Here is a 26,266-nt window from a genome sequence, read left to right on the forward strand (position 1 = left end):
CCTCGGCCGGGGCAGCGGCCCGGCCCGACGAGCGGGTCGAGGCATCCGACAGGAGACCCCCCCACATGAAGATCCTGAAGAACGGCCGTCGCCGGACGGCGATGCTGACGCCGGCCCTCGCCCTCGCGCTGATCCCCTTCTCCACCGGGACCGCCAACGCCAACACCAGCCCCGGCTGGGGCGACGACAAGCCCGACGTGATCTGGGACTGCAACAACGACAACGCCGACTCGTGCCAGTACCACGAGGTCAACGCCTGGACCCAGCTGGGCAAGCGGCGTCAGGTCGGCAACCCCGTGTACAACTGCGCGGGCAGCAGGGACCAGGGCTTCGACCTCACGTTCAAGGCGGACCGCACCACCGAGTACTCCTTCGAGCAGACGACGGGCGTGGAGGTCAAGGCGGGCTTCTCGGACGTCCTCGAAGGCGGCATGTCCGCCAGCTCGTCACAGTCGGAGACCTGGAAGGTCGGCACGACCACCAGCGCCATGACCACCCTGAAGGGCACCATCCCGCCCGGCGAGGCCGGCGGCTACTGGTTCGCACCGTACGAGCGCCACTCCCAGGGCTGGCTCGAGGTCCACTACGGCAAGCGCAAGAACGGCCACTACTTCTGGTACTACCCGGGCCAGGGCTCGACGGGCGTCCAGATCAAGACGCCGGTGACCTGGCCGGACGGCACGATGAAGGGGAAGTGGTACTGGGCGACGTGGAAGTGCTGACGCGGCTGTCGGGCGCGGAAACGTAACAGCACACTCGTTCGGGCGGTCGGCTCCGCATTCGCTGTGCAGGCTCCGCGTCTACCCTGGGAGGGTCGCGTCGAGCGAAGGAGGTCTGTCATGGCGGTGGCGGAGCCGATCATCATGCCGGGGTATCAGGGTGAGGCCATTCATGGGCCTTACGACGACCCTGACGGCGACAGTGACGCGGACAGCGGCGTGCCCGACTACGAGGGTGCGAGCGTGGAGCAGGTCTTCGAGCTCTTCAGTGCGGCGGCCCCGCGGGGTTGGCGCGTGGAGTTGATCGAAGGAGAGATCTGCGTGACGCCACCGGCCAACGGGGAGCACGAGGAGTTCGTGTCGGAGCTCACTGATCAGGTCGCCGAGCGGCGCCACGATCGGTCCTTGCGTAACTACACGGGCATCGGCCTCAACCTCCCCGGCCCTTCCGACACCGGTCGCGTCGAGCCGGACTTGGTGATCGCTCCGAAGGGCACTTTCGATGACCAGGAGGAGTGGCACGACCCGTCTGCTGTCCTCCTCGTCGCCGAGATCACCTCCAAGAGCACCGCCGACCGTGACCGCCACAGGAAGATCCACGGCTACGCCCGCGCCGACATCCCCGTCTACTTGCTGATCGACCGGGAGAAGGCGGAGATCACCGTCTACTCCGACCCGTCCGGCGACGATTACGCCAAGAGCGCCAAGTACAAGCTGGGCCTCACCGTGCCGGTGCCCGACCCGCTCGGGTTCGAGCTGGACACCGCGGAGTTCTGAGCGCACCCCGCTTCCGCGGCCCGCGCCGGCCCCGCGTTCGCCGCCAGGATCAACGTCGCCACGGCGACCACGGCGGCGGCGAAGCCTCGGGTGTATCGCTCGGTGGAGCTGGTGCGTTCCTGCACGGTGACCTCGCAACAGCTGTAGGTTAAGCGCGTTTAATACGCCGTTTAACCTAGGGTCGTCCGACTCCAACGGCAAGAGGCGCAGGGGGAGTTGAGCGATGTCGGAACGTGACGACCCGGCGATCATCGGACGCAGAGTCCAGCAGCTGCGGGCCGACCGAGGGCTGACGCAGCGGCAGTTGGCGGAGCCCGCGTACACCCCCGCCTACATCTCCACCCTGGAGGCCGGCCGCGTACGCGCCTCCGACGACGCGCTCCGGCACATCGCCGAGCGGCTCGGCGTCGCCTTCGAGGAGCTCGCCACCGGGCGCCCCGCGCACCTCGTCATCGACCTGCGGCTGAGACTGACCGAGGCCCAGCGCGCCCTCGCCACCGGCGACGCCGACACGGCGGCCGAGCAGTACGCCGCGCTGCTCGCGGAGGCCGAGGCGCACGGGTTCGTCGAGGAACAGGCGGTCGCGCTGCTCGGGCTCGGCGAGTGCGGCATCGACGGCGGCGAACTCACCTCTGCCCGGCGCCACTTCGAGCGGGCCGAGCGGGTGCTCGCCGAGCTCGGCGCCCCCCTGCCCGCCCGGGTCCCGGCCCTGCGCGGCCGAGCCGTCTCCCACTACCTCGCGGGTGAACTCCGTTACGCCGTCTACTTGTTGGAGTCGACGCTCGATGAGCTCAACCGAGGCGGACTGCACGACCCCGACGCCCTCCTCCTGCTCTACTCCAGCGTCATCGGGCCGTACATGGACATGGGCGCCCACGCCCGCGCCGCCCAGGCCGCCGAGTACGCCCTCGCCCTCGCGCCGCAGGCGGCGGACCCGGCCCTGGTCGCCCGTATGCACCGCTCCGTCGCCCGCACCCTCCTCGCCGAGGGCCGCGTCGCCGAGGCCGACGCCTCGCTCGCCAAGGCCGCCGAGCTGTACCGGCAGCTGCAGATCCGCACCGAACTCGCCCACTGCCACTGGATGCGCGGCTACGTCCACGCCCAGAACGGCGACCTGGAGCGCGCCGAGGCCGAACTGCGCGAGGCCCGCACCATGCTCACCGCCAAGCGCGCCGCCCTCTACACCAGCCAGGTCGCCGTCGAACTCGCCGACGTACTGCACCGGCGCGGCAGCTCCGACGAGGCCGCAGCCCTCCTCCACGAGGTCCTCAGCGACCTCAGCCCGGAACGCGGCGCCCTCCACTCCGCCGCCGCCCACCGCCTCCTCGGCATCATCGCCGAGGACGCCCACGACACCGAGACCGCCGAGGAACACTACGTCCGCGCCCTGAGCCTTCTCGAACGCGCGGGCGCGGCGGGCGACCTGGCCGACCTGTGCCGTCTGCTGGGTGACCTGCTCCGCCGCACGGGCAGGGTGGAGGCCGCCCTGGACGCGTACCGCACGGGCCTCGGCCACCGCACGGCCCCCGGCACCACGACCCTGGGCCCGGCCCCCGCACAGCCACCTCTGTAAGGAAGCCAAGCCTGTCCACAGGCCCGACCGGTTGGCTTCGCGGAGCGCTTTCGAACGGGAGCGCCTCCGAACGGTTGGGGACAGGCACGGTGGAGAACCAGCGGACCGTGCTCGACGGACTGCGGCTCGGCGTACGCACGGTCGTCTCCGCGGTGATCGGGGCCTTCGCACCGGAGAGGGCCTTCAGCCGGCTCCTGCCGCGCAACCAGGCCCTCGCCGTGCCCGTCGCCGGCGCGGCCGGTGTCGTCCTGCCAGGCTGCGAGTGCGCGTCCGCACCGGTCGCCGGGAGCCTGACGCGACGCGGGGTCGCCCCCGCGGCCGCCCTCGCCTTCCCCGGGCAGCCCGAGATGGTCCTCGCCCGGCTCGTCGCCTCGCTGAATTCCGAACCGGCACACCGGCCCCCTCACCTCCGGCCTGCGCGCCTTCACCGCCGGGCTCCAGCACGACTTCCTGCACACGGGCACCTTCGGACGTTCCTTCGCCCTGCGCTTCTCGTCCGCGACGGCGAGAGCGGCCGGGCGACGACCGGCGGGGCTACGAGGACGATCACGGCCACAACCACAAACACAACCTCAGCCACAACCAGAGCCAGAACCACAGCCCCCGCATCGCCTGGCTCCTCACCCTCCCCGCCCTCGCGCTGCGGAAGCGCGGTGGTCTGCGGGGTTTTGTGGCGCGGGCCACGGGTAGTCGGGCGTCGTCCGGGGTGAGCGGTGGAGGTGGGCACCGAGGAGCCTGGACAAGCAGGCCGCCCTGGATTCGAGGAGGCTGCCGTGCGGCCCAAAGACGAGCACCGTGAGGAACGAGGCTGGGAGCGCGCGGGTGCCGCGGACGCGATCGCCGAGGGTGTTCGCGGCGTGGGGCCCGATGAGATCCCGGCGCGGCTGTGTGACGTCGCCGTACAGCTGCTGCCCGTGACCGGCGCGAGCGTGTCGCTGCACAGCGACGGGATGCCGGTCCAGATCGGGGCGAGCAGTGCGCAGGCCGCGTATGTGACGGAGATCCAGGCAACGCTGGGTGACGGCCCCTGCCAGTCCGCCGCCGAGAGCGGTGCGCCGGTGCTGGCCCGGGATCTGACGGCCGGGCGGGACGTGCTGCGCTGGCCGGTCTTCGCCCAGCAGGCCACGGAGGCCGGGGTGCGGGCGGTGTACTCGATGCCGCTCGGCAACGACACGGTGTGCGTGGGAACGCTCGACCTCTACTGCGACAGCCCGGGTGACCTCACCGACCGCGAACTGCGGACGGCGCGAGTGGTGGCCGGGATGGTGACGCTGGCGCTGATGGCGCTGCCCCGCGCGGAGGAGTCGGGCGGCCCGGAGGACGAACGCTGGCTGAGCGGCCTCACCACCGATCACGACCACATCTACCAGGCCGCCGGCATGATCATGGCCCAGCTGGGCATCGGCACCGACGAGGCCCTGGCCCGCCTGCGCGGCCACGCCTTCGCACACGGGCGCACGGCACTGGACGTGGCCGGGGACGTGGTGGCCCATCGGCTCCGGTTCGACCGGGACTAGGCCCTGCACAGCGGTCCCGCCTAGGATCCTTGCCCATGGAAAAGGTGGACAACAGCTTCTTGCGCGACGACGACCCCCGGCTGGCGGAGGTCGTGGCGCTCGTACGCGCGGGGAAGAAGATCCGGGCGATCAAGCTCTACCGGCAGATCACCGGGGCGAACTTCCAGGACGCCTCGGATGCGATCGATCGCATGGCGTAGCCCCTCCGGCTCGGTCAGATGTCCGCCCTCCCCCGCTTCCTGACCTCCGTCAGGCGACGGGCGCCCAGTTCCACGGCCGCCCAGGTGGCGTCGGACGGTACCTCGCCCAGGCCGCCGTTGGTGAGGGTGATCGCGTCGTCGCCCACCCGTACCGCCGCGAGGTGCAATGTGAGCGTGGGCGCGTCGTCGGAGTCGGACACGGCGGTGAGGACGATCCGCAGCCCCACGCGCGCGTCCCCGACCTCCGGCATCTCGGCCTCGCTCACCTCGACCGCCAGCTGTCCGTCGGCCGCCGTCGCCATGAACTCCCCGCACTTGTCGGGCAGGCTCCCGAGCCACGCCAGCGTCCGGTCCAGGTCGTCCGGGCGGTGGGCCACGACCTGGTAGCGCAGCTGGGCCCCGCCCCACGTGTCGTCCAGACCGACCGACGCGCGCGTACGGGCGTCGGGGCCGAAGAGCTCCTCCGCGTACAGGGCGTCGAGCAGCCGCCCGCAGTCGGCCGGCTCGGCGCTCGCCTTGAGCATGGATTCCCGCCAGGTGGCGAAGCCCTCGGTCGGCACCCACGGCTCGCCCAGGTCCTCCTCACCGATGAGGGCGGCACGGGCCTGAGCCTCGGTGAGGGTGGGGGCGGCGGCCGGGGTGGTCGGCGCGCTGGTGGTGGCCGCGGGGGTCACCGCTTCCGGGAAGCCCGTGATCGCCTTGTCCAGCCCGCCGAGCGAGCACGCGGACGCGGACAGCAGCGTGGCCGCCGACAGGGTCGAGGCGATGACGGTGCGGGCCGGGGGACGGGGCATCGCAAGCCTCCTGTGCCGAGGTCGAGGGTGCGCTCAAGATCGGGTGCTGTTCTTAAGGCACCATCACAGGAGTACGACCACCAGTGCGCCGGTCCGTCCGGGTGATGGCATCGGCGCCGCTGGGAGGCGGCGTGAAGTGCGCACCGCTGCCTCGTTCGCCGGGTCACTGATCCCAGCTCGGACCGCGTGTCCGGGTACGGCACATCGAGGACCGACCGGGGCCCGCGCTCTTCCAGCACCTCGTCGACGGTTCCGAACGACGCGGCGAAGAGAAGCTGGTGCCGGTCACGGCATACGGACGTATCCGATGAAGCTGGCGTAGGCCTCCGGCGAGAGCGTGAGGGTGCCGAGCCCGGGGTTCTTGGAGTCGCGGACGGCGACGCAGGGGGTGAGGGCGGCGACCTCGACGCAGTCGCCGCCCGTGTTTCCGCTGTAACTGGACTTACGCCACAGGACGTTGACCTGTGCCGGGGTGCTGTCCATAACGCTCCTCCAGTACACGCTTGATCAGTTCCGCCGAATCCTCCACGGAGAGGGCGGCTCCCTGCAAGCCAGCGTAACGAAGGGTGGCTTCGCGGATAGTTTCCGGATTGGCCGTCATGTGGCCCGAGATCAGGTCCTCCGTGTAGACGATGTCCGGGTCGCTGTCGAAGCGGAGCACGTTGAATGACCCGGCCAGACTCACGTGTTCACCCACGCCGAAGGGCAGCACCTGGAGACGGATCCAGCGCTCGTTTTTGAGGCTCAGCAGGTGGAGGAGTTGTTGCCGCATGACCTTCCGCCCACCGATCGGTCGGTGAAGCACGGCCTCGTCGAGTACCACCAGCGTCAGCGGCGGCTGCTCCCGCTGGAGGATGCGCTGTCGTTCCATGCGGGCTGCGACCAACTCGTCGAGGTTGTCCGGTTGGCCCGTGGCCAGCAGGGCGCGGGCGTAGTCCTTGGTCTGCAGCAGGCCGTACACCACCTGGCACTGGTACGTGGAGATGTACGTCGCCTTCGACTCCATGTCGGCGTACGGCTGGAACCACGTCGGCAACTGGCTGCGCAGCACCAGCCCCACCAGCCGCGAGAACATCCCGTCCGTCATCAGCGCCGCGTCCAGGCGCTCCGCGAAGTCCCGCGTCGGTACCTTCAGCGTTGTCTCGATCTGGCCGATCAGCGAGCCGGAGCAGAAGAGAATCGCCCCCAACTGCTTCAGTGTCAGCCCCGCTTCCTCCCTCTTCCTCCTCAGCTCGAAGCCGAAGTAGTCCAACGGGGAAGCGGTGGGATCGAGTTGGCGGATGTGAACCAAGGCGGGCCACCCCCAGGCGAGTTGCCGGTGCGCGTCGTTGCGTCCGTGATGTAGCTGAGCGTAACCGTGTGACTTCGCGTCGGTGATGCGATTCGTGAAAATCGATCGCGCCGCCCGCCGGCCCACCGCTACCGTCTCCCCATGCAGCGCGCCAACCCGTCTCTCACGACGACGCCGGACCCAGTCCCGGCGCGCTGAAAGCTGAGCGAATCCGAAGCCCCGGGGCGAGTGCCCCGGGGCTTCGGCGTGTGGGCGCTCGCTTCCGGCTCTACCCAAGGAGCCCACCGTGCAGGAACCCCCCGCCCACGACCACCGCCGCCTCGGCCGTGAACTCGGCCTCTTCGACACCGACCCCCTGATGGGCGCGGGCCTGCCGTACTGGCTGCCCGACGGCGCCGTCGTCCGGCACGTGCTGGAGGAGTACATCCGCGAGGTCGAACGCGAGGCCGGGTACCGCCACGTGTACTCACCCGTGCTCGGCAAACGCGAGCTGTACGAGATCTCCGGGCACTGGGCCCACTACAGCGACGACATGTTCCCGCCCATGGAACTCGGTGCCGAACAGGTCGTGCTGCGCCCCAGCCTGTGCCCGCACCACGCCCTCATCTACCGCGCCCGATCGCACAGTTACCGCGAACTACCCTTCCGCATGGCCGAGTTGGGCGGCATGTACCGCTCCGAACTGTCCGGCGTCCTCGGCGGCCTCACCCGCGTCCGGGCGATCCACCTCAACGACGCCCACATCTTCTGCACCCTCGACCAGGCGGTGGATGAGGCTCGCGCCGCCCTCGACCTCATCGCCCGCGCCTACGCCGACCTCGGCATCCACGCCGCCCGCCACCGCCTGTCCCTCCCCGGCGAGAGCGGCAAGTACGTCGCGGATCCCGCACTGTGGCGGCGGGCCACCGCGCTGCTCCGTGAGGTCCTCGACTCCTCCGGCATCGCGTACGAGGCGGTCGAGGGCGAGGCGGCGTTCTACGGTCCCAAGATCGACGTCCAGATCGCCGATCCGGCGGGCCGCGAGGCCACCCTGTCCACCGTCCAGATCGACTTCCACCAGCCCGAACGCTTCGACCTGCACTACATCGGCCCCGACGGCGCGAAACACCGCCCGGTCATGGTCCACCGCAGCATCATCGGCAGCGTGGAGCGAGCCGTCGCCCACCTCGTCGAACAGCACGGCGGCGCCTTCCCGGCCTGGCTCGCCCCCGTGCAACTGCTGGTCCTGCCGGTGTCGGACGCCCAGATCGAACCGGCGCACAAGCTGCTCCGCCGGGCCCTCGACCAGGGCCTGCGCGCCGAACTCGCCGGCCCCGAGCACGGCACCCTCGGCGCCCGGGTCCGCGCGGCCCGCCTCGTGCCGTATCACGCGGTGATCGGGGAGCGGGAGGCCGAGGCGGACGGCGACCTCGTGGCCGTACGGCTGCGGGACGGGCGCCGGCCGGGGGCCGTGCCCGGTGCGGAACTGGTCGCGCGGATCGCCGCCCGCGTCGCGGCGCGCGGCCCCGGGCTGTGGGACGCCGGTGAGGGCGGGCCGTCGTAAGGTCGCAGTCGTAGCAGCCCTCCACCCCGCCGCTCGTGAGGAGCCCGCCGTGACGACCGACGGTCAGCCCATCCCGGTGATCATCGACTGCGACACCGGTGTCGACGACGCCCTGGCGCTGCTGTTCGCCGTACGCCACCCGGGGCTGGACCTGCGCGCGGTGACCTGCGTGGCCGGCAACACGGACGTGGACGGCGTCGTACGCAACACCCTGACCGTGCTGGAGCAGGCAGGCGCCCCGGACATCCCCGTCGCCCGGGGCGCCGCCCGTCCATTGATCGAGCCCGCGCGCTCGGCGCGGCATGTGCACGGTGAGGACGGGATGGGCGACATCGGTCTGCCCGCCCCGACCCGCGCCCCGGCCGACGTGGACGCGGTGACGCTGCTGCGCCGCGAGATCCTCGCGTCCCCGCGCCCGGTGACCCTGATCCCCACCGCGCCCCTCACCAACATCGCCCTGCTGCTGCGCACGCATCCCGAGGTGACCCGCAACATCGAGCGGATCGTCTTCATGGGCGGCGCGGTGGCCTGCGGGAACGCCACGCCGGTCGCGGAGTTCAACGTGTGGCACGATCCGGAGGCGGCCGCGATCCTGCTCTCGGCCGAGGTGCACATCACGATGTACGGCCTGGACGTCTTCCAGCAGGTCGTCGTCCCCGGGGCGGAGGTACGGCGGCTGCGGGCGAGCGCGGAACCCGGCGCCCGTCTCGCCGGCGACCTGCTGGCCCACCGCCCGGCCGCGCCCGATGTCGCCACCGACTCCGAGGCCGGCGGCATCGGCGACGCGGGGGCGGTCTGCGCGGTCGTCGACCCGGCGGGCATCACCACCCGCCTCCTGCCCGTCGAGGTCTCCCTGGCTCCCGGCCCCACGCGCGGTCAGACGATCGTCGACCGCCGCCCCCGCTTCGGCGAGTCCGAGTTGCACACCGGCACGCGCGACCTGCGATTGGTGGACGTGGCTTTGGACGTGGACGTGGAGCGTTTCGTGAAGCTGTACCTGACGACGGTGGAAAAAGTTGCCAATTAAATTGAATTGGCGAACGGATTTTCCGCACCCCAGGCGCGCAAACGCGATTTCTGGCCAACTGGCCTAAGGCTGTGTTACGTTCTCCCCGCGTCGAACACCCGCCCTGACCAGCGGCGTTGAGACGCAAGGACCCCGTAATCCGGCACCCGTGGGTTTGGCCTTCATCGGCCGCCTGGGGGGCTTTTTTCGGTGTGTCCGCAGAGAAGTAATCGGGGGAAGAAGTCCGGGGGGACCCTTTTCGGTTTCCACGCCTGTTCAGGTCGCCCGCACGGGCTTCCTCCCCTTGCGATTGAACGCAAGGGAGATTCTACATGACCCGCAATACATTGCGTATGGCGGCGGTTTCCGCAATGGCCGCGGTGGCGCTCGGCTCCGGTGCCGCTCTGGCGCAGGCCGCGGAGGCCAACCACGTCCGTACGGCGTCGACCGCCGAGGTGAGCCTGTCCGCGGCTCAGGCCCGTACGTTTCTCGCCAACCCGACCGTCAAGGCCGAACTGAGCACGCAGGATGTGCAGTCGGTGCGTGCCGTGGCCGACGGCAAGGCGACCAAGGCCCAGACCCGTGGCGCCGCCAGCAGCGCTGTCAAGGCGCTGTACAACCTGCTGAAGCGGCACGGCGGCAAGCTCTACGACGACGCGGTCAAGGCCGCCAAGTCGGGCTGGGGCAAGTTCCGCGGGTACATGAACGGCCTGCCCTGGTACCACCCGGTCCGGATCGCCTGGGTCGCCGCCGGCGGTGAAGTGCAGTACGCGCTGTGGAGCTACATCAACAGCCTGTTCTAGAAGTTGCAGCGGTGTCCGGGCCTCTGCCGGGAAAGGCCGGGGCCCGGACACCCGTCCAATAGCGAGGAATAACCCATGGCCTCCACCACCGAAATGTCCTCGGCCCTCAAGAACCTGTGGGCCTCGCCCTTCTGCTTCATCACGGCGGCGTTCATCGCGTTCTTCGTGGTCGGGAACAAGGACGCGGGCTGGGTTCTGATGGCCGCCGGGCTCATCGGGCCGCTGGTCGCCCTCCTCTGGGGCGCGGCCCGGCGCGAACGGCCCGACTCGTTCGTGATCGTTCCGATGGGAGCAATGGTGCTGTTCACCGTGCTCTTCGCCATCAACAAAGGCTTCCCCTGGTCCTGACGTGTCGTCAGGGACAGGTTCGTAGGCAAGGTCCACGCACGGAGGAACACGCAGTGCCGAAAGGCGACGTACTGGCCGAAGCACGCGACCTGAGACGCTCGTTCGGCAGCAGAACGGTCCTCGACGACGTGTCGCTGACACTGCGCTCCGGCGAGGTCACCGGGTTCGTCGGCGCCAACGGCGCGGGCAAGACCACCACCATCCGTCTGATGCTGGGCCTCGCCCACGGCGAGGGCACCACCCACTTCCTCGGCCGCCCGCTGCACGCCTGGGGTTCCCCGGGCACGGTCGTGGGCGCCGTCCTCGGCGGAATCGCCGGCCACCCCAAGCACCGGGTGCGGGCCCATCTGCGGATGGTGGCCGCCGGGTGCGGAGCGTCGGACCGGCGCGTCGAGGACATGCTGGAACTGGTGGGCCTCACACAGGCCGCCCAGCTGCGACTGTCCCAGCTCTCGCTGGGCATGGCCCAGCGCGTGGGCATCGCGCAGGCGCTGCTCGGCGATCCGCCGGTGCTCATCCTCGACGAGCCCGCGAACGGCCTCGACCCGCACGCGATCCGCTGGCTGCGTGACTTTCTGCGGGACCAGGCCGCGCAGGGCAGGGCCGTCATGGTCTCCAGCCATCTGCTCGGCGAGATGGAGCAGCTCGCGGACCGTGTGGTCGTGCTGTCGCGCGGCCGTGTCGTGGCCGCCTCGCCGATCGCGGAGCTGCTGTCCCGGGCGGGCAGCCGGAGCGTGGTGACCGTGCAGTCGCCGGACCTGCCGAAGCTCACCCGTCTGGTGGAGGAGCACGGCGGGCGGCTGAGCCCGGCGGGCGGGCCGAGCGCGCACGTCACCGGCCTTGACCGGATCCGGGTCGCCACCCTCGCGGCCGACGGCGGCGTGCCGCTGCACTGGCTGTCCGAGGACATGCCGTCGCTCGAGGACTTCTATCTGTCCATCGCGGAAGAGGAGTTCAGGATCTCGTGACCGCTGACGTGACACACACCCCGAGGACCGTTCCGGCAGGTGAGGCGTTGCGCAACGCGTGCCGGTACGAGTGGCGGCATCTCACCGCGCTGCGTTCCACCTGGGTGCTGCTCTCCGTGGTGGCCGTGCTGAGCCTGCTCACCGGCCCGGGGATGCTGTTCGACCTGGACAGGACCCGGCCCATGGGCGCGGGGGCGATGGGCGACCTGCTGGCCTGGGCTCCGATGACGACCCAGGTCCCCATGCTGTGCTTCCTCGTGCTGATCCTCGGCACGGGCCCGGTCTCCACCGACCTGGTGCGGGGCGCGGCCCGCACCACATGGCTCGCCGTCAACGGCCGGCGGACCGCGTACGCGGCGAAGAGCGTGGTCGGGTTCCTGGTGGGGGCCGGGGTCGCGGCGACGAGTGCGCTGGTCGGCGGGGTTTCGGCAGCGGTCGTCCTCGCCGCGTCGGGCGCGCCGCAGCCTGAATGGGGTGCGGTCGTGGCGCCGATGCTGCGGTTCGTGCTCTGGATGGGCTGCTGGGCGCTGGTGTGCATGGCGCTCGTGGCGCTGATGCGGAGCAGGACCGTGCCGGTGGTGGTGCTGTGCCTGTGGCCCGTTCTGGGCGAGCGGCTCGCCGGGCTGCTGCTGGGGTACGTCCCCGGGCTGGACGGGGTGGGCGACTGGCTGCCGTTCTCGGTCGGCCGCGCGATGCTCACCGACGTATCGGCGTTCGCGGGCGACGAGCGAACGCTCGCGGAGGCGATGGTCGGGTCGGATGTGTCGACCCCGGTGGCCCTGGTGGTCTACCTGCTCTACACGGCGGCGCTGACGGCGGTGGGCTACTGGGCGTACGTGCGCCGGGAGGCCCCGACCGGTTGAGGTGCCGCCCGGCTGGGCGCGGCGGGGGAGACGGAAAGGGGCCCGGGGATTCACCCCGGGCCCCTTTCACATGCCGTCGATCAGGACGTGCCGTCGATCAGGACGTGCGGTGGATCAGGAACCCGCCGCGCGCCGCCGCTTCGACGCCACCACGAACGCCGCGCCGCCCGCCACCAGCACCACCGCGCCGATGGCGATCGGGCCGGTCGCGCTGCTGCCGCCGGTCCGGGCGAGGTCGCCGCCGCCGTTCGGGGACGGTGCCGGGGCGGACGTCGACTCGGAGGGCTCCGGGGTCGGTGTCTCGGTGGACGGCGTCTCGGAGGCCGGGGGCGTCGTCTCCTCCGCCGGGGTCGACGGCTCCTCGGACACCGGCTCCGAGGGCTCGGCCGGCGGCGTGGTCGGCGGCTCCTCGGTGGCCGGCGGCTCGGTCGTGCAGTCCTTCGTGCCGCCGTTCCAGGCCGCGATCAGCTTGTCCTTGATGACCGGGCGGTCGGGGCCCTTGGGCAGGTCACCATGGACGAGACCGTCATTGGCGTCGAGCTTGCCGTCGAACTTCACCGCGCCCCGGTACAGGTCGATCTGCGCGAAGCAGCCCGCGTCCGGGACGGCGATGTCGAGCGTGTCGGTCTGGCCGGGCTTGACCGTCACCGTGTCGAAGTCCACGAAGACCTGCTCGCCGGAGGTGGCGAACGTCGGCCCGTGGGCGAGGTAGGAGGCGAGCGAGGCGGTGCAGGTGGTGGCGTCGGCCGCGGCGCGGACGGAGATGTGGACCTTGCCGTCGTCGGTGACCTTCAGGTTCTGGTCGTCGACCTTCACCGAGTCGTAGAAGTTCGTGCCGTCGAGCGAGAACTGGCAGCGGTCGGTGGCGGTTTCCGTGCCGGCGCCGGTGCCGGGCCGGTAGGTGCCGCCGGACTTCCAGCCGTCACCGCCGGGCGTGCCAGTGGCCCAGGCGCCGGAGGCGGAGGCGACGGTGGCCGCGCAGAGCGCGAGCGACGCGGCGCCCGTCCCCAGCAGGCGTCGCGCGAGGACACGTCTCGGTATGGACATGCGTATCCCATTCTTGGCGTGTGCATGGGTGGGGGGAGGAAGACACCCCCGATGGTCGAAGAAACGCTGGGCTCACTGGTCGCATGCGCCACAGCGTGAGCACATCGTCGGGGTGGCCGCAGAACGCTGTCAACCTGCGGGAACGCAAGGGTAGTTCAAATCGGAATCACGATTCCGTCACGTGGGGAATGATCCGATCCGCTCTTCGCGGTGTTCGCTTTTCCGGCCAAGTGGACAGAGTTCTCACTGTCGCCCGTACACATCCACGAGGAGACCGCGTGTCCGTCCGTACCACCACGCCCGATTCGGCCCCCGACCTCTCCTCCAGCAATCCCGACTGGTGGCGCCAGGCAGTCATCTACCAGGTCTACCCCCGCAGCTTCGCCGACGGCGACGGCGACGGGCTGGGTGATCTGAAAGGCGTCACACAGCGGCTGAACCACCTGGCCGGCCTCGGCGTGGACGCCCTGTGGCTCAGCCCCTTCTACCCCTCCGAACTCGCCGACGGCGGCTACGACGTCGCCGACTACCGCGACGTCGACCCCCGCCTCGGCACCCTCGACGACTTCGACGTCATGACCGCCGAGGCCCACCGCCTCGGCCTGAAGGTGATCGTCGACCTGGTCCCCAACCACACCTCCCACCAGCACGTCTGGTTCCAGGAGGCGCTGCGGGCCGCCCCCGGCTCACCGGCCCGCGACCGCTACGTCTTCCGCGACGGCCGCGGCCCGCACGGCGAACTCCCGCCCACCGACTGGCAGTCCGTCTTCGGCGGCAGCGCCTGGCGCCGGGTCCCCGACGGCCAGTGGTACCTGCACCTGTTCACCCCCCAGCAGCCCGACCTGAACTGGGAGAACGAGGAGGTCCGCGCCGACTTCCGCACCACCCTGCGGTTCTGGTCCGACCGAGGCGTCGACGGCTTCCGCGTCGACGTGGCCCACGCCCTCGCCAAGGACCTGAGCGAGCCGCTGCGCGACCTGGGCGCCCCCGAGCTCAGCCACGAGGAGGCACTCGTCGACTTCGCGCCCGGCACCCACCCCTTCTACGACCGTGACGAGGTCCACGAGATCTACCGCGACTGGCGCAAGATCTTCGACGCCTACCGCCCGCCCCGCATGGCGGTCGCCGAGGCCTGGGTGAACCCGAGCGCCCGCCGCGCCCTGTACGCCCGCCCGGACGAACTGGGCCAGGCCTTCAACTTCGAATATCTGCAAGGGAGGTGGGACGCCGAGGAGCTGAGGCAGATCATCACCGACTCCCTCGCCACGGCCCGCGCGGCGGGCGCCTCCGCCACCTGGGTGCTGTCCAACCACGACGTCGTGCGCCACACCTCCCGCCTGATGCTCCCGCCCGGCACCGACGACAACGCCTGGCTGCTGTCCGGCGGCCACGCCCCGGCGGTCGACGAGTCCGCGGGCCTGCGCCGCGCCCGCGCCGCGACCCTCCTCATGCTGGCCCTGCCCGGTTCGTCGTATGTCTACCAAGGCGAGGAACTCGGCCTGCCCGAGGTCGCCGACCTGCCCTTCGAGGTCCTCCAGGACCCCATCTGGGAACAGACGGGACGTGTCCGCAAGGGTCGCGACGGCTGCCGGGTGCCGCTGCCGTGGACGACGACGGGGCCGTCGTACGGCTTCGGCGCGGGCGGGTCCTGGCTGCCGCAGCCGGAGCGTTTCGCGCAGTACGCCGTCGAGGCCCAGGACGGGGTGGAGGGCTCGACCTTGGAGCTCTACCGCAGGGCCCTGCGCCTGCGCCGCAAGCTGCTGCAGGGAGAGGAACTGGAGTGGGCGGCCGGCGCCCCGGCCGGGGTGCTGGACTTCACCCGGCACGACGGCTGGCGGTGCCTGGCCAATCTCTCCGGTACGGCGGTGGAGTTGCCGCAGGCCGAGGTGCTGATCGCGAGTGCGCCGCTGGAGGGGGGCCGGCTGGGGCCGGACACGACGGTCTGGCTGGCGTAGGGCAGGTGCACGGCCATCCGGCACGCCGAGGGCCCGCCCCCTGGGGAGGGGCGGGCCTACGGCGTCGTACGGCGGCTCAGCGCTCGGCGCCCTTGCGGAAGGTCGAGCGGGCCCACAGGTAGCCGACCAGGCAGAGGCCGGCGCACCAGGCGAGGGCGATCCAGGCGTCGTCGCCGATCCCGGTGCCGAGCAGGAGGCCGCGCAGGGTCTCGTTGATCGGCGAGAAGGGCTGGTACTCGGCGAACCAGCGCAGTCCCGTCGGCATCGAGTCGGGGGTGACGAAGGCGCTGCTGAGGAAGGGCAGGTAGATCAGCGGCATCGGGGCGTTGCTGGCGGACTCGACGGTCTTGGAGCGCAGGCCCATCGCGGCGGACAGCCAGCTCAGGCCGAAGGCCAGGAACAGCAGCAGGCCGAGGGCCGCGGTCCACTCGACGGCCGTGGCGTCGGGGCGGAAACCGATCGCGTACGCCACCCCGGTCACCAGGGCCAGGATGCACAGGATCTGCACCATGTTGCCCAGCACGTGCCCGGTGAGCACCGAACCGCGTGAGATCGCCATCGTGCGGAACCGGTTGATGATGCCCTCGGTCATGTCGGTGCACACGGTCACCGCGACCGTGATCGTGCCGGAGGTCACCGCCATCACGATGATGCCGGGGACGAGGTAGTTGATGTAGGCGTCGCGGTCGCCGACGCCGATTCCCTCTCCGATCGCGCCGCCGAAGACGTACACGAACAGCAGCAGCATCAGGACGGGCAACATGACGATCTGGACCGTCATGGACGGATAGCGCTGCATGTGCTTGAGGCTGCGGCGCAGCATCGTCATCGAGTCGCGGAAGGCGTGGGAGCGGGTGGGCGCGGGGGCGTTGGCGGTGGCCATGGGGAAGTCCTTTCGGGGACGGGAAGGCGGCTCGGGGGCGGTCAGACGGCGGACGGCTGGGTCTCGGTCAGGGCCAGGAACACGTCGTCCAGGTCGGGCGTGTGCACGGTGAGCGACTCGGCCCGGACCTCGGCCGCGTCCAGCAGGTCGAGCACCGCGCGGACCGTGGCGGGCGCGCCGTCGCCCGGGATCTGGAGGGCCAGGTTCTCCGGGTCGCGCTGGGCGACCTGGAACACCGCGGCGGCGGCGTCCAGTTGGCGCTCGTCGGTGAAGCGGACGCGGATGTGGCTGCCGGGGATGCGGCGCTTGAGCTCCTCGGCGGTGCCCTCGGCGACCAGCCGGCCGCCGTTCAGGACGGCGATGCGGTCGGCGAGCTGGTCGGCCTCCTCCAGGTACTGCGTGGTGAGGAAGATCGTGATGCCCCGGTCCTCGACCAGGCCCCGGATCAGCGCCCACAGCATGCGGCGGCTGCGCGGGTCCAGGCCGGTGGTCGGTTCGTCGAGGAAGATGATCCGCGGGTCGCCGACCAGCGTCATCGCGAGGTCGAGCTTGCGGCGCATACCGCCGGAGAAGGTGGCGGCGGTCTTCTTCGCCTCCGCCGTCAGGTCGAAGCGCTCCAGCAGCTCGGCGGCCCGGCGGCGCCCCTCGCCGCGGCTGAGGTGGTGCAGGTCCGCCATCAGCAGCAGGTTCTCCTCGGCGGTCAGCAGTCCGTCGACCGCGGCGAACTGGCCGGTGACGCCGATCGACCGGCGTACGTCGTCGGCCTGCCCGGTGACGTCGTACCCGCCCACCCGCGCCTCGCCGCTGTCGGCGCGGATCAGCGTGGACAGGATCTGGACGGTGGTGGTCTTGCCCGCGCCGTTCGGGCCGAGCAGGGCGAAGACCGACGCCTCGGGGATGCGCAGACCGATGCCGTCGAGCACCAGCTTCTCCCCGTACGACTTGCGCAGGCCCTCTGCGTGGATGGCGGTCATGACTCTCCCCGGTGTTCTCAAGCGGCTACTTGAACGGTGTGCAACTCGATGACTTGAACACCGTAAAACCAGACTTGCACGGTGTGCAAGTCCTTTGGTCGAAAAACTTTTACGGTGTGCAAGTGACGGTTACGCTGGTCCCATGGCGCGAGAGACCCTGAACCGTGAACAGATCGTCCGCGCGGCGATCGAACTGCTGGACGCCGAGGGCATCGACGGCCTGAGCATGCGCAAGCTCGGCCAGAAGCTGGGCTCGGCGGCGACGGCGATGTACTGGCACGTCGGCAACAAGGAGAACCTGCTGGTCCTCGCGGCCGACGAGGTGTGGAGCGAGGTGCGGCTGCCGGACGTGCCGGCGGTGGGCTGGCGGGCGGCGGCGCGCGAGCTGATGTACGCGGCACGTGAGCTGTGCGACCGGCACCGCTGGCTGGTCCGCGTGATCACCACATATGCCGGCTACAGCGAGGGCATGGCCCGCTTCCAGGAGTGCGCGTACGAGACCTTCGAGGCCGCCGGGTTCCGGGACGCGGATCTCGACTGGGCGGTCAGCACCCCGTTCATGTTCGTGACGGGGCTGGCGTTCATGACCTCGACCGACGCCGCCGAGGTCAAGGAACGGGCGATGCAGGACGCGGCCGCCCAGCCCGAGGACGAGGCCGCGGCCGTCGCGCAGGCCGCCGCCGTCGCGGCGAAGTACCCACGGCTGAGCGCCAGCATGGAGGCGCAGGAGCGGCGGGGGGAGAGCTTCGCGGAACAGGTCGACGAGGTCTTCGCGTTCGGCGTGGAGACGATCCTCGACGGGCTGGCGGCCCGGCTGGCGGCACGCGCCGACTCCGTCTGAGTGAGAGGCGCCCGCCGTGTGCGTGGCGAACCGGGCGCGGTGGCCCCGCTGGCCGAGGATCCGGACGCGTGGCACGCACCTTCGACGAACTGGTCGCCATGCAGCGGGCGGCGGACCAGGCGCACACCAGGGTGGAAGAGCTCCGGGACCAGTACGGGCCGCCCGCCCACACCCCGTGGACCGAGCTCCAGACCGACACGTACGAGACGGCCTGGCGCGCCTGGCGCGACCTCGCCCGCGACGTCCAGAGCGCGATGACCGAGTACGCGAAGGAGCAGGGCACCGCGCGCAACGAGGTCGAGGCGGATGTGAAGAGGGCGGTGCGGCATGGGGAGGGGGCGGGCTAGGCGGGCGGGTGATGCCGGGCGGGGGTGAGGCATGCGTGTGGTGCAGGCGGTGCCCGCATCCACCGGCGTCCGCTCTACAACACGCGGAGGCCGACGAGCGGGATGTTCCACTCGTTCCGCTCGATGTTGCCGTGGCCGTCCTGAGCCGCGGCCGGTACCGCGAACAGCGTCAGGCCGGCCACGGCAAGGGCGGCCAGGACGGGGGCCAGGGCGGCGAGGGCACGACGCAGCACGGTTCCTCCTCGACGGCGACAGCTCCGCTCACCGTGCGCCCGCCGGGCGCCCCCGTCCCCCGGGACACGCCGCTCCTGCTCCGAACGGCCGAACACGCCACGTCACCGGGGGTGCGCGCCCTGACAATCGCAGACAAGGTGCCGCCGACATGTGTGAGGAGCTCCGCGACGATGAGCAGGTCCTGGAAGACGACGGTTCTCGGATCGCTCGCGCTCGCGCTCGCGGGCGTTGTGTGCGGGGCGGGGGTGACGTACGGCACCGAAGGCGCGACGGAATCGGCCGGGTCGGTCGGTTCGGCCGGATCAGCCGGCCCGCTCGGCCGTGGTCTGTGGGCGGCGGCGACCATCGAGCCCGGGCGGGAGGGGATCGTCGAGGTCGGCGGCCATGAGGGGGCTGGGCTGGGTGCGGGTTCCACGCTGACACTGACGGCACCGGCGCTGGCGAAGGTGACGGGTACGCCGGTCGCCGCGCTCGAGTACCGGGGATCGGTGGCGCAGGGTGGGGCCACCGGGACATACACCTTCACGGGGACGCCGGCGTCCGAGGCCTGGGCGGGCCGTACGCTCCCCTTCGTCCTGTCGGTCGCCCCGGAGGCCGAACCCGGCACCCGGCTTCCCGACTGCGCCCTGGTCCTGCGGGACGCGAACGGCACCGTGCGGGAGCGGGGCACCTGCGCCGTGACGGTCGGGCTGCCCGCGCCGACCCTGTACCACCCCCAGGCCGGCGTACCGCTGAAAGGGACCCCCCGGATGTACGGCTCCGCCTACCCCGGCGCCCAGGTCACGGTCCGCGACGCGGCGGAGAACGAGGTCTGCGCGACCACCACCGCCCCCAACGGCATGTGGACCTGCGTCCCCGCCCGCGCCCTCACTCCCGGCCCGGGCCGACTCCAGGCGACGGCGACGCTGAACGGCGTCAGCGCGACGAGCGAACAGGTCCACATCACCGTGAAGGGCACGCCCAGGACCCGGCGTTGACCCCCTAGGCCGTGTCCGCAAAGTCCCGCCTGCCCCGCGACGGGACTTTGCGGACACGACCTAGTACCGCACCGCCCTGGCCACCTCCGCCCGTACCTCGCCGCCCAGGTCGCGGGTGCTGCGGGCGGTGCCGTTGCCCGTCCCGCCCGCCGCCACGTCGGACACGGTCACCACTGAGGCGTCCAGGAAGTTGCCGTCCTCGTCGCGGAAGTTGACCTGCACCGCGAAGGACCGCGTCGAGTCGGTCGTGTTCTCCGCCGTGACCTTCACGGTCGTACGGCCGTCCGAGGCGGTCTCCGGCTCGCCCAGCCGCACCGCGTCCTTGGCGTCGATGCCGCCCTCGATGTCGTCCAGTTGGCGGCCCGCCTCCGCGGTCGCCGAGGCGAAGGCGGACGCCGCTCGGCTGGCCACCGAGGTCGGGGTGTCGTCGTCATCGCCGCACCCGGCCAGAAGCGCGGCGGCCAGCGCGGCGGTCGTGGTGAGGATCGTGGTCGTCGTCCACCGCGTTCGGTGACCGGGCATTGCTCCTCCAGCGGGTGCGTTCCGGGGGGTGCGTTCCGGTTGGCTCGGCACCTGCGGTCCGGGTTCCTCCAGTGAAGATCCGTACGCCCGCGCCCGCACCCCGGCCATCACCCGTTCGGCCTTCCCCCGTGGTGGCCTCCCGCGGCCGAACCCATCGTCGTAGCCATGAGCCAGCAGCAGTCGCAGCCGTCGCAGCAGCGGTCCCAGGCAACCGATGCGGCCCACAGCCACCCTGGAACCCCAGGCCCCACCCCCGCACCCGGACCCACCGGCGGACAGCGGCCCGCACCCGCCGCCCCCGGCTGGGTCACCGGCGGACTCGTCTTCGCCGGTGTGCTGATGCTGGTGAACGGGCTGCTGGCGGTCCTCCAGGGCATCTCCGCGATCGCCGAGGACGACGTCTACGGCCGTGTCGGCGACTACGTCTTCGAAATGAACCTGACGGGATGGGGCTGGACGCTGCTCGTCCTCGGCGTCCTCGTCGCGGCGGTCGGCTACGGCATCCTCAAGGGCGCCTGGTGGGCGCGGCTCACCGGCATCTTCGTGGCGTCACTGAGCATGGTGCTGCACTTCCTGTTCCTGCCCTACGCGCCGGTGTGGTCGGTGATCATGGTCGGGGTCGACTTCTTCGTGATCCTGGCCCTCGCGACGGCACAGGACCTCGCGGACACCTCGCGCATGCGCGGGTCCTCTCACGGGTCCACTCGCGGGTCCTCTAGCGCTTCGACGCGCGAGAACGCCTGAGCAGTTCGCTGATCCTGGCCGGATCCTTGCGGCCGTTCAGCTCGGTCAGCAGGTCGTCGGGGCAGAGTTCGTAGAGGTCGCCCCAGAAACGGCGGCCGCGGTTGTCCCAGATGCGGTAGCCGCCGGGCACACCCCTGGCCACATAACGTCGTCTGCTCAATCCGCCCCCTGTCCGGACATGTGCACGAGCGTGCGCCTACGTCGTCGTCCGGACAGGGTGACATCGCGCGGGCCGCCCCGTCGCCCGCATTTCCCGGCGGCTCAGAGCTGTCCCAGACCGCCGCCGCCGAAAGAGCCGCTCTTGCCCGGCAGCCACCGCTTGCGGTGCTGGTCCTCGCTGCGCCTGCTGCCCGCGTGGTGCAACTCGTGCGGCAGGAGACGTTCCTTGCCGTGCGCGTGCGGCACTTCGTCCGGCTCCCGTATCTCCCGCTCCTCGTGGACCGGGCCGCTGTCGGGAAGGTGTGGCTGCTCCTCGGGCTTGGGCCGCGGCAGTTCTCGATCACGGACCCGCATGCCGAACTGCACCGCCCAGACCAGTGCGCCGGCGATGAACAGGCCACCCACAAAGGCGGCGATCACGTTGAGTACTTCACTCGACGTCGCCGCTACTAGAAACGTCGTCGCACTCATGCCCCAATTATCACCGAAACGGACGAATAAGCTCCCTGTGGGAATCGTGGGGACGGCTTGGGCACCTCAAACCGCTCGTCAGCGCGGATCTACGCGCGTTACTCACCTCCGCCCGGCTCCTCGCCCAGCTCCGTGAAGAGCGTCAACTGGAGGTCCCCCGGCGCTTCGAGGCGTGAGTTGAGGGAGTTCCAGGGAGTCCGGGTGGGCTCGGCGACGACCTCGGCTCCGGCGGCCGCCAGCCTGGCCGTGGCCTCAGTGGAGTCGTCCACCTGGAAGGCGACCCGGATATGGCCCGCCACCCGTCGGCCGACCTCCACCTCGTCGATGAACTCGGCGTGGTTCGGGTCGGTCAGCTCCAGGGTGGCCCGCCCGGCGTCGAGGATGGTGACCCGGCCGCCGGGGGAGGAGAAGGCGGCACGCTCGGGAAGGCCGAGCACGTCCCGGTAGAAGCGCAGCGCCTCGTCGTAGTCGGCCGCCGTGACCACCAGGCGCAGTTCGTGTACGGGGGGTTCGGTCGGTGCTGCGTCGGACATGTGCGGCTCCTCTTCGGGTCTACGGTGCTGCGGCCTTGCGGCCTTGCGGCCTTGCGGCCCTGTGGCGCTTCTGCTCTTCGACGGTCGTGTCTGGCGAACCCCGAACACCTGGCGTCTGATTCCCGGGGACCGGGCGTCCTGCCGGGCCCCTGGTACTGGGCTGCTCGGTCGATCGGAGGAGATCGGCGAGGTGGAGGAGAGCGGTGAGGTGGAGGAGATCGGCGAGGTGGAGGAGGTGGCCGAGAGGGAGGGGGTGGCTAGGTTCCGGACTGGAGATCGAGAAGTGCCTCACGCGCGTCACCTACCTGGCGGGCCGGGCGAGACAGCACGAGTACCTGATGGCCGTGGCCGGCCTGACCCTGGACCGGGCCGCCGTGGCGATACTGCGCCGGCTCGCCGAGAGCGAACCGATGCGGCCCGGCGTGCTGGCGGGGCTGCTGGCGGTGGAGGCGTCCCATGTCACGCGCCAGGTACAGCAGTGGGAGCGGGCCGGATATGGGGTCAGGGCCGCGGACCCGCACGACGGGCGCGCCTGGAGTATTCAACTCACCGAGGCGGGAAGGGCGGCCGTGGAACGTGTCCGGGACGCCGGCCGCCTCGGCATGCGCATGGCCCTGGCCCACTGGTCCGAGGACGACCTGCGCACACTGGCCGAGCTCTTCCACCGCATGGTGGACGACTTCGTCACCCGCGCCGACGTACCGGCCGACCTCGGGCCCACGGCCTGACGAGCGGCCCCTTCGCCCGAAGACCCACCCCGGCGCGCAGCGCATCCCCCCACACGAAGGGTGCCGCCATGAACGCGAACCTCTCGAACCTCCTGGAGAAACCCTCGCCGCCCCGCGGGGACGGGCAGCGCGTCCTGGTCGTCGCGGACGATCCGGGCGACAGTGAACTCCTCAGTACCACCCTGGAGTTGGCCGGGTACCGGGTCGGCGCGGCGGGCACCGGCGCCGAGGGTGTGACCCGGCTGACCGAGCACCGCTTCGACCTGGCGGTCTGGGACGCCGTACTCCTGCCTCACCTCCCCCGGCTGCCCGCCGCGCCCCTGCTCTTCCTCACCACCTGCGACGCGCTCCACCGTCTCGTCCCCGAACTCGGCCGGGGTGAACAGGACTACGTCACCAAGCCGCTGCGGATCGCCGAGGTGCTCGCGAGGGTCGACGTCCTGCTGCGCCACCGCTGCCCCGAACGTCCCGCCGGCCTGCCCCGCTACGGCGACCTGGTGCTGGACGACGCCACCTGCCGGGCCCGGCGCGGTGCGCGTTCCCTCGACCTCACTCCCGCCGAGTACCGGCTGCTGCGGCAGCTGCTCGTCAACGCCGAGTGCGTGCTGTCGAAGGAGCAGATCAGCCGGCATGTCTGGGGCGACTTCCGGGCCAACGAGGCGATCGAGAAGCTGGTCTCGCGGCTGCGTCGCAAGGTGGACAGCGATCCGGGGGAGCCGGGGCTGATCCATACGCGGCGCGGTTTCGGGTACTGGCTCGGGGCGCCGGCTGACGTTTCGCGTCGTGGCCCGTGCCGGCCCTCCTGGCCCACGGCGGACGAAAACGCGTTGGCCGGCCGGAGCTCGGCTGCGACGATGCCTCTGTTTCCCAGCGGAGGGCAGTTGTTCGTTTTCGTTTGTGCGGGGTGCGGCGCCACGCTGACCGCCCCGCTGTCCCAGGTCGTTCTGCCGGCCCACGCGCATCAGCAGTACGGGAACGGGATTCAGCTCCCGGTCCTCATGGAGCCGGGCACGTTCGCCGTGGATCCGGAGCCGTGGGGGCCGCCGTGGCGCAGGTGGGAGGAGGTCGATCCGGAGGAGGCGGAGGCCCGCGGCATCTACGCGCCGGTCGCTTCCGTGTCCGACGGCGCGCCCGGCGCGATCGTCGTCTCCCCCGGGGACGTCCGCGGCACGCTTCTGATCCCGGAGAAGGCCGGCGGCTACTGCTGCGGCCTCACCGGCGCCGACGGCCCCAACATGGCCTGCGAGGTATGCGGCCTGGCCGTGGCCGTCCGGATCGACGACTGCTCGCTCTGGCAGGCGGTGTGGCTGGCCCCGGACGCCGTGCGCCGCCTCCCCGTCGACGGCGCCGACGCCGAGCCGCTGTCCTGGGGGCAGGTGATGGCGGAGGGGACGGGCACGCCCCCGTTCGAGCCGGTCACCGCCGTGTGGGGATCACGGCTGGGGCTGAACAACTGGTGGTCGTGGAGCCCGCGGTGGGAGGCGGCGGCCGGCCGGGCGCTCGCTCACCTGCTGGCGGCCTCGGAAGGCCGGCCGGTGACCGTCCCGGACGGGCTGGTCAACGAGGTGTTCCAACGCGCCCTCGACGCCCTGCTGCCCGGGGGCCCGCCCGCGCGGCGTGCGGTTCTGGCCGGACCTGGACTGCCCGCCCCCGACCCGGACGCCGACATCCTCCTCGTGCCGGCCCATCCGCAGACGGGGGAGCCCTGGACCCCGGGCGGGCCGGCCGCCTCGGCCTGCCCGGTGCCGGTGCAGTTCGGTGTGTGGCGGTGGCTGGCCTATCCCGAGCGGGGTCTGCCGGTGCCCGCGTCGGGCCGTATGCCCGACGGCGTCCTGCGCGACGAGTCGCCCGCACCGCACCCTCATGACTTCTTCCGAGCCGACAGACGAACCTTCGAACACGCCCTGGTCCGGCTGCCGGTCGTGCGCAGCCCGTGGATGCACGAGATCCTCGACAGACTCAAGCAGCCCATGACCGGGAGCATCTTCTAGCGGGCCGCCGAGGCCGCCGAGGCCGCCGAGGCGCCGACTCCGGCGGGCGCGTACGGCGGCCGCTCCTGCCGGGATGCGCAGGGACCTGGAGCCGCCCGACATCGCGGGCGACGGGGTGTGCGGCACACAAGAGGTGGCCACGCCCCGCCGCCCGTCGGAGCGTCAGCCGCCGTTCTTGCCGAGCAGCTTGTTCATCTCCTCGATCTCGGCGGTCTGGGCGGTGATGACGGCGTCGGCCAGCTCGGTCGCCGGGCCGTAGCTGCCCTTCGACTTCTCGGCCTCGGCCATCTCCACGGCGCCCTCGTGGTGCTCGACCATCATGGTCAGGAACATGGTGTCGAAGTCCTTGCCGGACGCCTTCGACAGCTTGTCCATGTCCTCCTTGTCCATCATCCCGGCCATCCCGGACCCACCGGAGTGACCGGAGTGGTCCATGCCGGGCGCCGCCGACGGCACGTCCTCACCCCAGGACTCCAGCCACCCCGACATGGTCTTGATCTCCGGGTCCTGCGCCTTCTGGATGCGCGCGGCGAGGTCCTTGACCTGTGCCGAGGAGGCGCGGTCCGCGGCCAGCTCGGCCATCTCCAAGGCCTGCTGGTGGTGCGGGATCATGCCCTGGGCGAAGGTGACGTCCTGGTCGTTGTGGGCGCCGGTGGTCGCCGCGTCGGCGCTCGCCGGGGACGACGTCTTCGCCCCGGCCGCGGTGTCGGAGCCGCCGTCACCGCCGCACGCGGCGAGGACGAGGGCGGCGGTGGTGGCCGTCGCGGCCAGGGCGGCGCGACGGATCAGGGTACGTGTGCTGGTCATGCTGGAAACTCCTGCGAAGTACGTGAGTTGCCGTGCCCTCGGGGAGGGCGTGACACGGGCATGGCTGAGTGCCGTACGCCCGCACAGGTGGCGGCGGGGACGGCTCGGCCTTGTCCTAGGTCCGCAGGATCTGCAGTTCGGCCAGTGAGGGAGGCGCGCGCCCGCCCTCCGGCGCGGCGGCCACCGACCGGCCGTCGAGGTCGCCGGGCAGGGCGCTGCCGGCCGGATCGGCCAGCAGGACCGGCAGCACCGGTCCCGTACCGACGGCGCCGGAGGCGCAGGTCGGGTCGGCGTGCTGGGCGTGTCCGCCGCCCGCGACGCCGCCGTGACAGGCGGTCTCGTCGGTCATGTCCGTCGTATGGACGCTCATGGCCCGCTCGTGGGTGCCCGGGTGATGAGCGGTGACCGCGACCGCGCCGCCGGGCGCGAGCCCGTGCATCCCGAACAGCCCGGCGAGCAGCCCGAGCAGCACAAACACGCGCCACGGTCCCGCGATCGGGAGCCGCGGCGCACGGTGGCGCTGTGCGCGGGCTGTCACGCCCTCATCGTACGTAGGCTGCCGGCGTCCGGTTCACCCACGTCTGCGGAAATCGGCCGGTGCAGCAGCAGGCCCGGATCCAGGAACCCGGGCCTGCTGCATGACGGCCCTCT

General features: G+C 71.3%; 33 protein-coding genes and 1 pseudogene. 20 read left to right on the top strand and 14 right to left on the bottom strand.

Annotation, left to right across the window (positions count from 1 at the left end):
* Positions 1 to 65: 65 nt before the first annotated feature.
* Both ACIBAG_RS11770 and ACIBAG_RS11775 read left to right on the top strand, forming a co-directional pair.
* Positions 66 to 722, top strand: a complete 657-nt coding sequence (locus ACIBAG_RS11770; RefSeq protein ID WP_399103757.1) for a hypothetical protein — start codon at positions 66 to 68, stop codon at positions 720 to 722.
* A gap of 117 nt (positions 723 to 839) precedes the next feature.
* A complete protein-coding gene (locus ACIBAG_RS11775) occupies positions 840 to 1,496 on the top strand; it encodes a Uma2 family endonuclease (RefSeq protein WP_399103759.1) in 657 nt (218 codons plus the stop codon).
* Here ACIBAG_RS11775 and ACIBAG_RS11780 read toward each other — a convergent pair.
* On the bottom strand, positions 1,409 to 1,621 hold the full coding sequence (locus ACIBAG_RS11780) for a hypothetical protein (RefSeq protein ID WP_399103761.1): 213 nt from the start codon (positions 1,619 to 1,621) through the stop codon (positions 1,409 to 1,411). The genes ACIBAG_RS11775 and ACIBAG_RS11780 overlap by 88 nt on opposite strands.
* A gap of 98 nt (positions 1,622 to 1,719) precedes the next feature.
* On the opposite strand from ACIBAG_RS11780, the gene ACIBAG_RS11785 reads away from it, so the two are divergent.
* From ACIBAG_RS11785 to ACIBAG_RS11800, 4 genes are all read left to right on the top strand, one after another.
* On the top strand, positions 1,720 to 3,069 hold the full coding sequence (locus tag ACIBAG_RS11785) for a tetratricopeptide repeat protein (RefSeq protein ID WP_399103763.1): 1,350 nt from the start codon (positions 1,720 to 1,722) through the stop codon (positions 3,067 to 3,069).
* Positions 3,070 to 3,221: 152 nt separating this feature from the next.
* Positions 3,222 to 3,779 carry a permease gene (locus ACIBAG_RS11790; RefSeq protein ID WP_399104495.1) on the top strand — a complete coding sequence of 186 codons (558 nt, stop codon included), beginning with the start codon at positions 3,222 to 3,224 and terminating at the stop codon, positions 3,777 to 3,779.
* A gap of 63 nt (positions 3,780 to 3,842) precedes the next feature.
* Positions 3,843 to 4,586, top strand: a complete 744-nt coding sequence (locus ACIBAG_RS11795) for a GAF and ANTAR domain-containing protein (protein ID WP_399103764.1) — start codon at positions 3,843 to 3,845, stop codon at positions 4,584 to 4,586.
* 35 nt (positions 4,587 to 4,621) lie between these two features.
* Entirely contained in the window at positions 4,622 to 4,786 is a 165-nt protein-coding gene (locus ACIBAG_RS11800; protein WP_399103766.1) for a hypothetical protein, read from the top strand.
* Between the two features lie 14 nt (positions 4,787 to 4,800).
* On the opposite strand, the gene ACIBAG_RS11805 is transcribed toward ACIBAG_RS11800, so the two are convergent.
* From ACIBAG_RS11805 to ACIBAG_RS11815, 3 genes are all read right to left on the bottom strand, one after another.
* Positions 4,801 to 5,580, bottom strand: coding sequence for a hypothetical protein (locus ACIBAG_RS11805; RefSeq protein ID WP_399103768.1), 780 nt, complete (start codon positions 5,578 to 5,580; stop codon positions 4,801 to 4,803).
* A gap of 285 nt (positions 5,581 to 5,865) precedes the next feature.
* Complete coding sequence (locus ACIBAG_RS11810; RefSeq protein ID WP_399103770.1) at positions 5,866 to 6,063, bottom strand: DUF397 domain-containing protein; 198 nt, start codon at positions 6,061 to 6,063, stop codon at positions 5,866 to 5,868.
* Entirely contained in the window at positions 6,023 to 6,871 is an 849-nt protein-coding gene (locus tag ACIBAG_RS11815) for a Scr1 family TA system antitoxin-like transcriptional regulator (RefSeq protein ID WP_399104497.1), read from the bottom strand. Before ACIBAG_RS11815 ends, ACIBAG_RS11810 begins: the two co-directional genes overlap by 41 nt.
* A 286-nt stretch (positions 6,872 to 7,157) precedes the next feature.
* On the opposite strand from ACIBAG_RS11815, the gene thrS reads away from it, so the two are divergent.
* The 6 genes from thrS (at position 7,158) to ACIBAG_RS11845 (ending at position 12,402) form a co-directional block, all read left to right on the top strand.
* Positions 7,158 to 8,414: a threonine--tRNA ligase gene (gene thrS / locus ACIBAG_RS11820; protein ID WP_399103772.1), complete on the top strand. Its 1,257-nt coding sequence runs from the start codon at positions 7,158 to 7,160 to the stop codon at positions 8,412 to 8,414.
* Between the two features lie 49 nt (positions 8,415 to 8,463).
* Positions 8,464 to 9,441 (top strand): nucleoside hydrolase, encoded by a 978-nt coding sequence (locus ACIBAG_RS11825; RefSeq protein ID WP_399103774.1) that lies wholly within the window; start codon positions 8,464 to 8,466, stop codon positions 9,439 to 9,441.
* Positions 9,442 to 9,752: 311 nt separating this feature from the next.
* Positions 9,753 to 10,223, top strand: coding sequence for a hypothetical protein (locus ACIBAG_RS11830; RefSeq protein ID WP_399103776.1), 471 nt, complete (start codon positions 9,753 to 9,755; stop codon positions 10,221 to 10,223).
* 75 nt (positions 10,224 to 10,298) lie between these two features.
* Positions 10,299 to 10,571 carry a hypothetical protein gene (locus ACIBAG_RS11835; RefSeq protein ID WP_399103778.1) on the top strand — a complete coding sequence of 91 codons (273 nt, stop codon included), beginning with the start codon at positions 10,299 to 10,301 and terminating at the stop codon, positions 10,569 to 10,571.
* 53 nt (positions 10,572 to 10,624) lie between these two features.
* Entirely contained in the window at positions 10,625 to 11,539 is a 915-nt protein-coding gene (locus ACIBAG_RS11840; RefSeq protein ID WP_399103780.1) for an ABC transporter ATP-binding protein, read from the top strand.
* Positions 11,536 to 12,402, top strand: a complete 867-nt coding sequence (locus ACIBAG_RS11845; protein WP_399103782.1) for a hypothetical protein — start codon at positions 11,536 to 11,538, stop codon at positions 12,400 to 12,402. Before ACIBAG_RS11840 ends, ACIBAG_RS11845 begins: the two co-directional genes overlap by 4 nt.
* 114 nt (positions 12,403 to 12,516) lie before the next feature.
* Here ACIBAG_RS11845 and ACIBAG_RS11850 read toward each other — a convergent pair whose 3' ends face one another.
* Positions 12,517 to 13,449 carry an LAETG motif-containing sortase-dependent surface protein gene (locus tag ACIBAG_RS11850; RefSeq protein WP_399103784.1) on the bottom strand — a complete coding sequence of 311 codons (933 nt, stop codon included), beginning with the start codon at positions 13,447 to 13,449 and terminating at the stop codon, positions 12,517 to 12,519.
* A gap of 278 nt (positions 13,450 to 13,727) precedes the next feature.
* Between ACIBAG_RS11850 and ACIBAG_RS11855 the strand changes: the two genes are divergently transcribed.
* A complete protein-coding gene (locus tag ACIBAG_RS11855) occupies positions 13,728 to 15,404 on the top strand; it encodes a glycoside hydrolase family 13 protein (protein WP_399103786.1) in 1,677 nt (558 codons plus the stop codon).
* A gap of 76 nt (positions 15,405 to 15,480) precedes the next feature.
* Here the strand turns inward: ACIBAG_RS11855 and ACIBAG_RS11860 are convergent, their stop codons facing one another.
* Entirely contained in the window at positions 15,481 to 16,287 is an 807-nt protein-coding gene (locus ACIBAG_RS11860) for an ABC transporter permease (RefSeq protein ID WP_399103788.1), read from the bottom strand.
* Positions 16,288 to 16,328: 41 nt separating this feature from the next.
* Positions 16,329 to 17,261 carry an ATP-binding cassette domain-containing protein gene (locus ACIBAG_RS11865; protein ID WP_399103790.1) on the bottom strand — a complete coding sequence of 311 codons (933 nt, stop codon included), beginning with the start codon at positions 17,259 to 17,261 and terminating at the stop codon, positions 16,329 to 16,331.
* Positions 17,262 to 17,403: 142 nt separating this feature from the next.
* On the opposite strand from ACIBAG_RS11865, the gene ACIBAG_RS11870 reads away from it, so the two are divergent.
* Both ACIBAG_RS11870 and ACIBAG_RS11875 read left to right on the top strand, forming a co-directional pair.
* A complete protein-coding gene (locus ACIBAG_RS11870) occupies positions 17,404 to 18,102 on the top strand; it encodes a TetR/AcrR family transcriptional regulator C-terminal domain-containing protein (protein ID WP_399103792.1) in 699 nt (232 codons plus the stop codon).
* Between the two features lie 68 nt (positions 18,103 to 18,170).
* Positions 18,171 to 18,449, top strand: coding sequence for a hypothetical protein (locus ACIBAG_RS11875; protein ID WP_031498105.1), 279 nt, complete (start codon positions 18,171 to 18,173; stop codon positions 18,447 to 18,449).
* 74 nt (positions 18,450 to 18,523) lie between these two features.
* Here the strand turns inward: ACIBAG_RS11875 and ACIBAG_RS11880 are convergent, their stop codons facing one another.
* Entirely contained in the window at positions 18,524 to 18,682 is a 159-nt protein-coding gene (locus ACIBAG_RS11880; RefSeq protein WP_399103795.1) for a hypothetical protein, read from the bottom strand.
* 171 nt (positions 18,683 to 18,853) lie between these two features.
* On the opposite strand from ACIBAG_RS11880, the gene ACIBAG_RS11885 reads away from it, so the two are divergent.
* Complete coding sequence (locus ACIBAG_RS11885) at positions 18,854 to 19,660, top strand: carboxypeptidase regulatory-like domain-containing protein (protein WP_399103797.1); 807 nt, start codon at positions 18,854 to 18,856, stop codon at positions 19,658 to 19,660.
* 60 nt (positions 19,661 to 19,720) lie between these two features.
* Here ACIBAG_RS11885 and ACIBAG_RS11890 read toward each other — a convergent pair whose 3' ends face one another.
* Positions 19,721 to 20,182 carry an FxLYD domain-containing protein gene (locus tag ACIBAG_RS11890; RefSeq protein ID WP_399103799.1) on the bottom strand — a complete coding sequence of 154 codons (462 nt, stop codon included), beginning with the start codon at positions 20,180 to 20,182 and terminating at the stop codon, positions 19,721 to 19,723.
* A gap of 165 nt (positions 20,183 to 20,347) precedes the next feature.
* Here ACIBAG_RS11890 and ACIBAG_RS11895 point away from each other — a divergent pair, with 165 nt between their 5' ends.
* Complete coding sequence (locus tag ACIBAG_RS11895; protein ID WP_399103801.1) at positions 20,348 to 20,926, top strand: hypothetical protein; 579 nt, start codon at positions 20,348 to 20,350, stop codon at positions 20,924 to 20,926.
* Here ACIBAG_RS11895 and ACIBAG_RS11900 read toward each other — a convergent pair.
* From ACIBAG_RS11900 to ACIBAG_RS11910, 3 genes are all read right to left on the bottom strand, one after another.
* A complete protein-coding gene (locus tag ACIBAG_RS11900) occupies positions 20,898 to 21,086 on the bottom strand; it encodes a hypothetical protein (protein ID WP_399103803.1) in 189 nt (62 codons plus the stop codon). The genes ACIBAG_RS11895 and ACIBAG_RS11900 overlap by 29 nt on opposite strands.
* A 101-nt stretch (positions 21,087 to 21,187) precedes the next feature.
* Positions 21,188 to 21,556: a DUF6479 family protein gene (locus ACIBAG_RS11905; RefSeq protein WP_399103805.1), complete on the bottom strand. Its 369-nt coding sequence runs from the start codon at positions 21,554 to 21,556 to the stop codon at positions 21,188 to 21,190.
* Between the two features lie 98 nt (positions 21,557 to 21,654).
* The gene (locus tag ACIBAG_RS11910) at positions 21,655 to 22,089 is read right to left on the bottom strand and encodes a VOC family protein (RefSeq protein WP_399103807.1); all 435 of its coding nucleotides are present in this window, start codon (positions 22,087 to 22,089) and stop codon (positions 21,655 to 21,657) included.
* A gap of 338 nt (positions 22,090 to 22,427) precedes the next feature.
* Between ACIBAG_RS11910 and ACIBAG_RS11915 the strand changes: the two genes are divergently transcribed.
* The 3 genes and pseudogenes from ACIBAG_RS11915 to ACIBAG_RS11925 all read left to right on the top strand — a co-directional run bounded on the left by ACIBAG_RS11915 (position 22,428) and on the right by ACIBAG_RS11925 (position 24,808).
* Positions 22,428 to 22,817, top strand: coding sequence for a MarR family winged helix-turn-helix transcriptional regulator (locus tag ACIBAG_RS11915; RefSeq protein WP_399103809.1), 390 nt, complete (start codon positions 22,428 to 22,430; stop codon positions 22,815 to 22,817).
* A 68-nt stretch (positions 22,818 to 22,885) separates the two neighbouring features.
* Positions 22,886 to 23,587 (top strand): annotated as a pseudogene (locus ACIBAG_RS11920) (response regulator transcription factor); the annotation flags it as partial.
* A gap of 111 nt (positions 23,588 to 23,698) precedes the next feature.
* Positions 23,699 to 24,808: a hypothetical protein gene (locus ACIBAG_RS11925; RefSeq protein WP_399104499.1), complete on the top strand. Its 1,110-nt coding sequence runs from the start codon at positions 23,699 to 23,701 to the stop codon at positions 24,806 to 24,808.
* A gap of 162 nt (positions 24,809 to 24,970) precedes the next feature.
* Here ACIBAG_RS11925 and ACIBAG_RS11930 read toward each other — a convergent pair whose 3' ends face one another.
* Positions 24,971 to 25,615, bottom strand: coding sequence for a DUF305 domain-containing protein (locus tag ACIBAG_RS11930; RefSeq protein WP_399103811.1), 645 nt, complete (start codon positions 25,613 to 25,615; stop codon positions 24,971 to 24,973).
* Between the two features lie 115 nt (positions 25,616 to 25,730).
* Positions 25,731 to 26,153, bottom strand: a complete 423-nt coding sequence (locus ACIBAG_RS11935; RefSeq protein WP_399103813.1) for a DUF6153 family protein — start codon at positions 26,151 to 26,153, stop codon at positions 25,731 to 25,733.
* Positions 26,154 to 26,266: the final 113 nt, after the last annotated feature.

This window comes from Streptomyces sp. NPDC051243, from assembly GCF_044455405.1.
Classification (GTDB): Bacteria; Actinomycetota; Actinomycetes; order Streptomycetales; family Streptomycetaceae; genus Streptomyces.

Bases quoted from the DNA above. Each gene is read 5' to 3' on its own strand.
- ACIBAG_RS11770 (WP_399103757.1), top strand. From the start codon at position 66: ATGAAGATCCTGAAGAACGGCCGTCGCCGGACGGCGATGCTGACGCCG.
- ACIBAG_RS11775 (WP_399103759.1), top strand. From the start codon at position 840: ATGGCGGTGGCGGAGCCGATCATCATGCCGGGGTATCAGGGTGAGGCC.
- ACIBAG_RS11785 (WP_399103763.1), top strand. From the start codon at position 1,720: ATGTCGGAACGTGACGACCCGGCGATCATCGGACGCAGAGTCCAGCAG.
- ACIBAG_RS11800 (WP_399103766.1), top strand. From the start codon at position 4,622: ATGGAAAAGGTGGACAACAGCTTCTTGCGCGACGACGACCCCCGGCTG.
- ACIBAG_RS11805 (WP_399103768.1), bottom strand. From the start codon at position 5,580: ATGCCCCGTCCCCCGGCCCGCACCGTCATCGCCTCGACCCTGTCGGCG.
- ACIBAG_RS11810 (WP_399103770.1), bottom strand. From the start codon at position 6,063: ATGGACAGCACCCCGGCACAGGTCAACGTCCTGTGGCGTAAGTCCAGT.
- ACIBAG_RS11830 (WP_399103776.1), top strand. From the start codon at position 9,753: ATGACCCGCAATACATTGCGTATGGCGGCGGTTTCCGCAATGGCCGCG.
- ACIBAG_RS11835 (WP_399103778.1), top strand. From the start codon at position 10,299: ATGGCCTCCACCACCGAAATGTCCTCGGCCCTCAAGAACCTGTGGGCC.
- ACIBAG_RS11850 (WP_399103784.1), bottom strand. From the start codon at position 13,449: ATGTCCATACCGAGACGTGTCCTCGCGCGACGCCTGCTGGGGACGGGC.
- ACIBAG_RS11860 (WP_399103788.1), bottom strand. From the start codon at position 16,287: ATGGCCACCGCCAACGCCCCCGCGCCCACCCGCTCCCACGCCTTCCGC.
- ACIBAG_RS11865 (WP_399103790.1), bottom strand. From the start codon at position 17,261: ATGACCGCCATCCACGCAGAGGGCCTGCGCAAGTCGTACGGGGAGAAG.
- ACIBAG_RS11870 (WP_399103792.1), top strand. From the start codon at position 17,404: ATGGCGCGAGAGACCCTGAACCGTGAACAGATCGTCCGCGCGGCGATC.
- ACIBAG_RS11885 (WP_399103797.1), top strand. From the start codon at position 18,854: ATGAGCAGGTCCTGGAAGACGACGGTTCTCGGATCGCTCGCGCTCGCG.
- ACIBAG_RS11890 (WP_399103799.1), bottom strand. From the start codon at position 20,182: ATGCCCGGTCACCGAACGCGGTGGACGACGACCACGATCCTCACCACG.
- ACIBAG_RS11895 (WP_399103801.1), top strand. From the start codon at position 20,348: ATGAGCCAGCAGCAGTCGCAGCCGTCGCAGCAGCGGTCCCAGGCAACC.
- ACIBAG_RS11905 (WP_399103805.1), bottom strand. From the start codon at position 21,556: ATGAGTGCGACGACGTTTCTAGTAGCGGCGACGTCGAGTGAAGTACTC.
- ACIBAG_RS11910 (WP_399103807.1), bottom strand. From the start codon at position 22,089: ATGTCCGACGCAGCACCGACCGAACCCCCCGTACACGAACTGCGCCTG.
- ACIBAG_RS11915 (WP_399103809.1), top strand. From the start codon at position 22,428: ATGGCCGTGGCCGGCCTGACCCTGGACCGGGCCGCCGTGGCGATACTG.
- ACIBAG_RS11930 (WP_399103811.1), bottom strand. From the start codon at position 25,615: ATGACCAGCACACGTACCCTGATCCGTCGCGCCGCCCTGGCCGCGACG.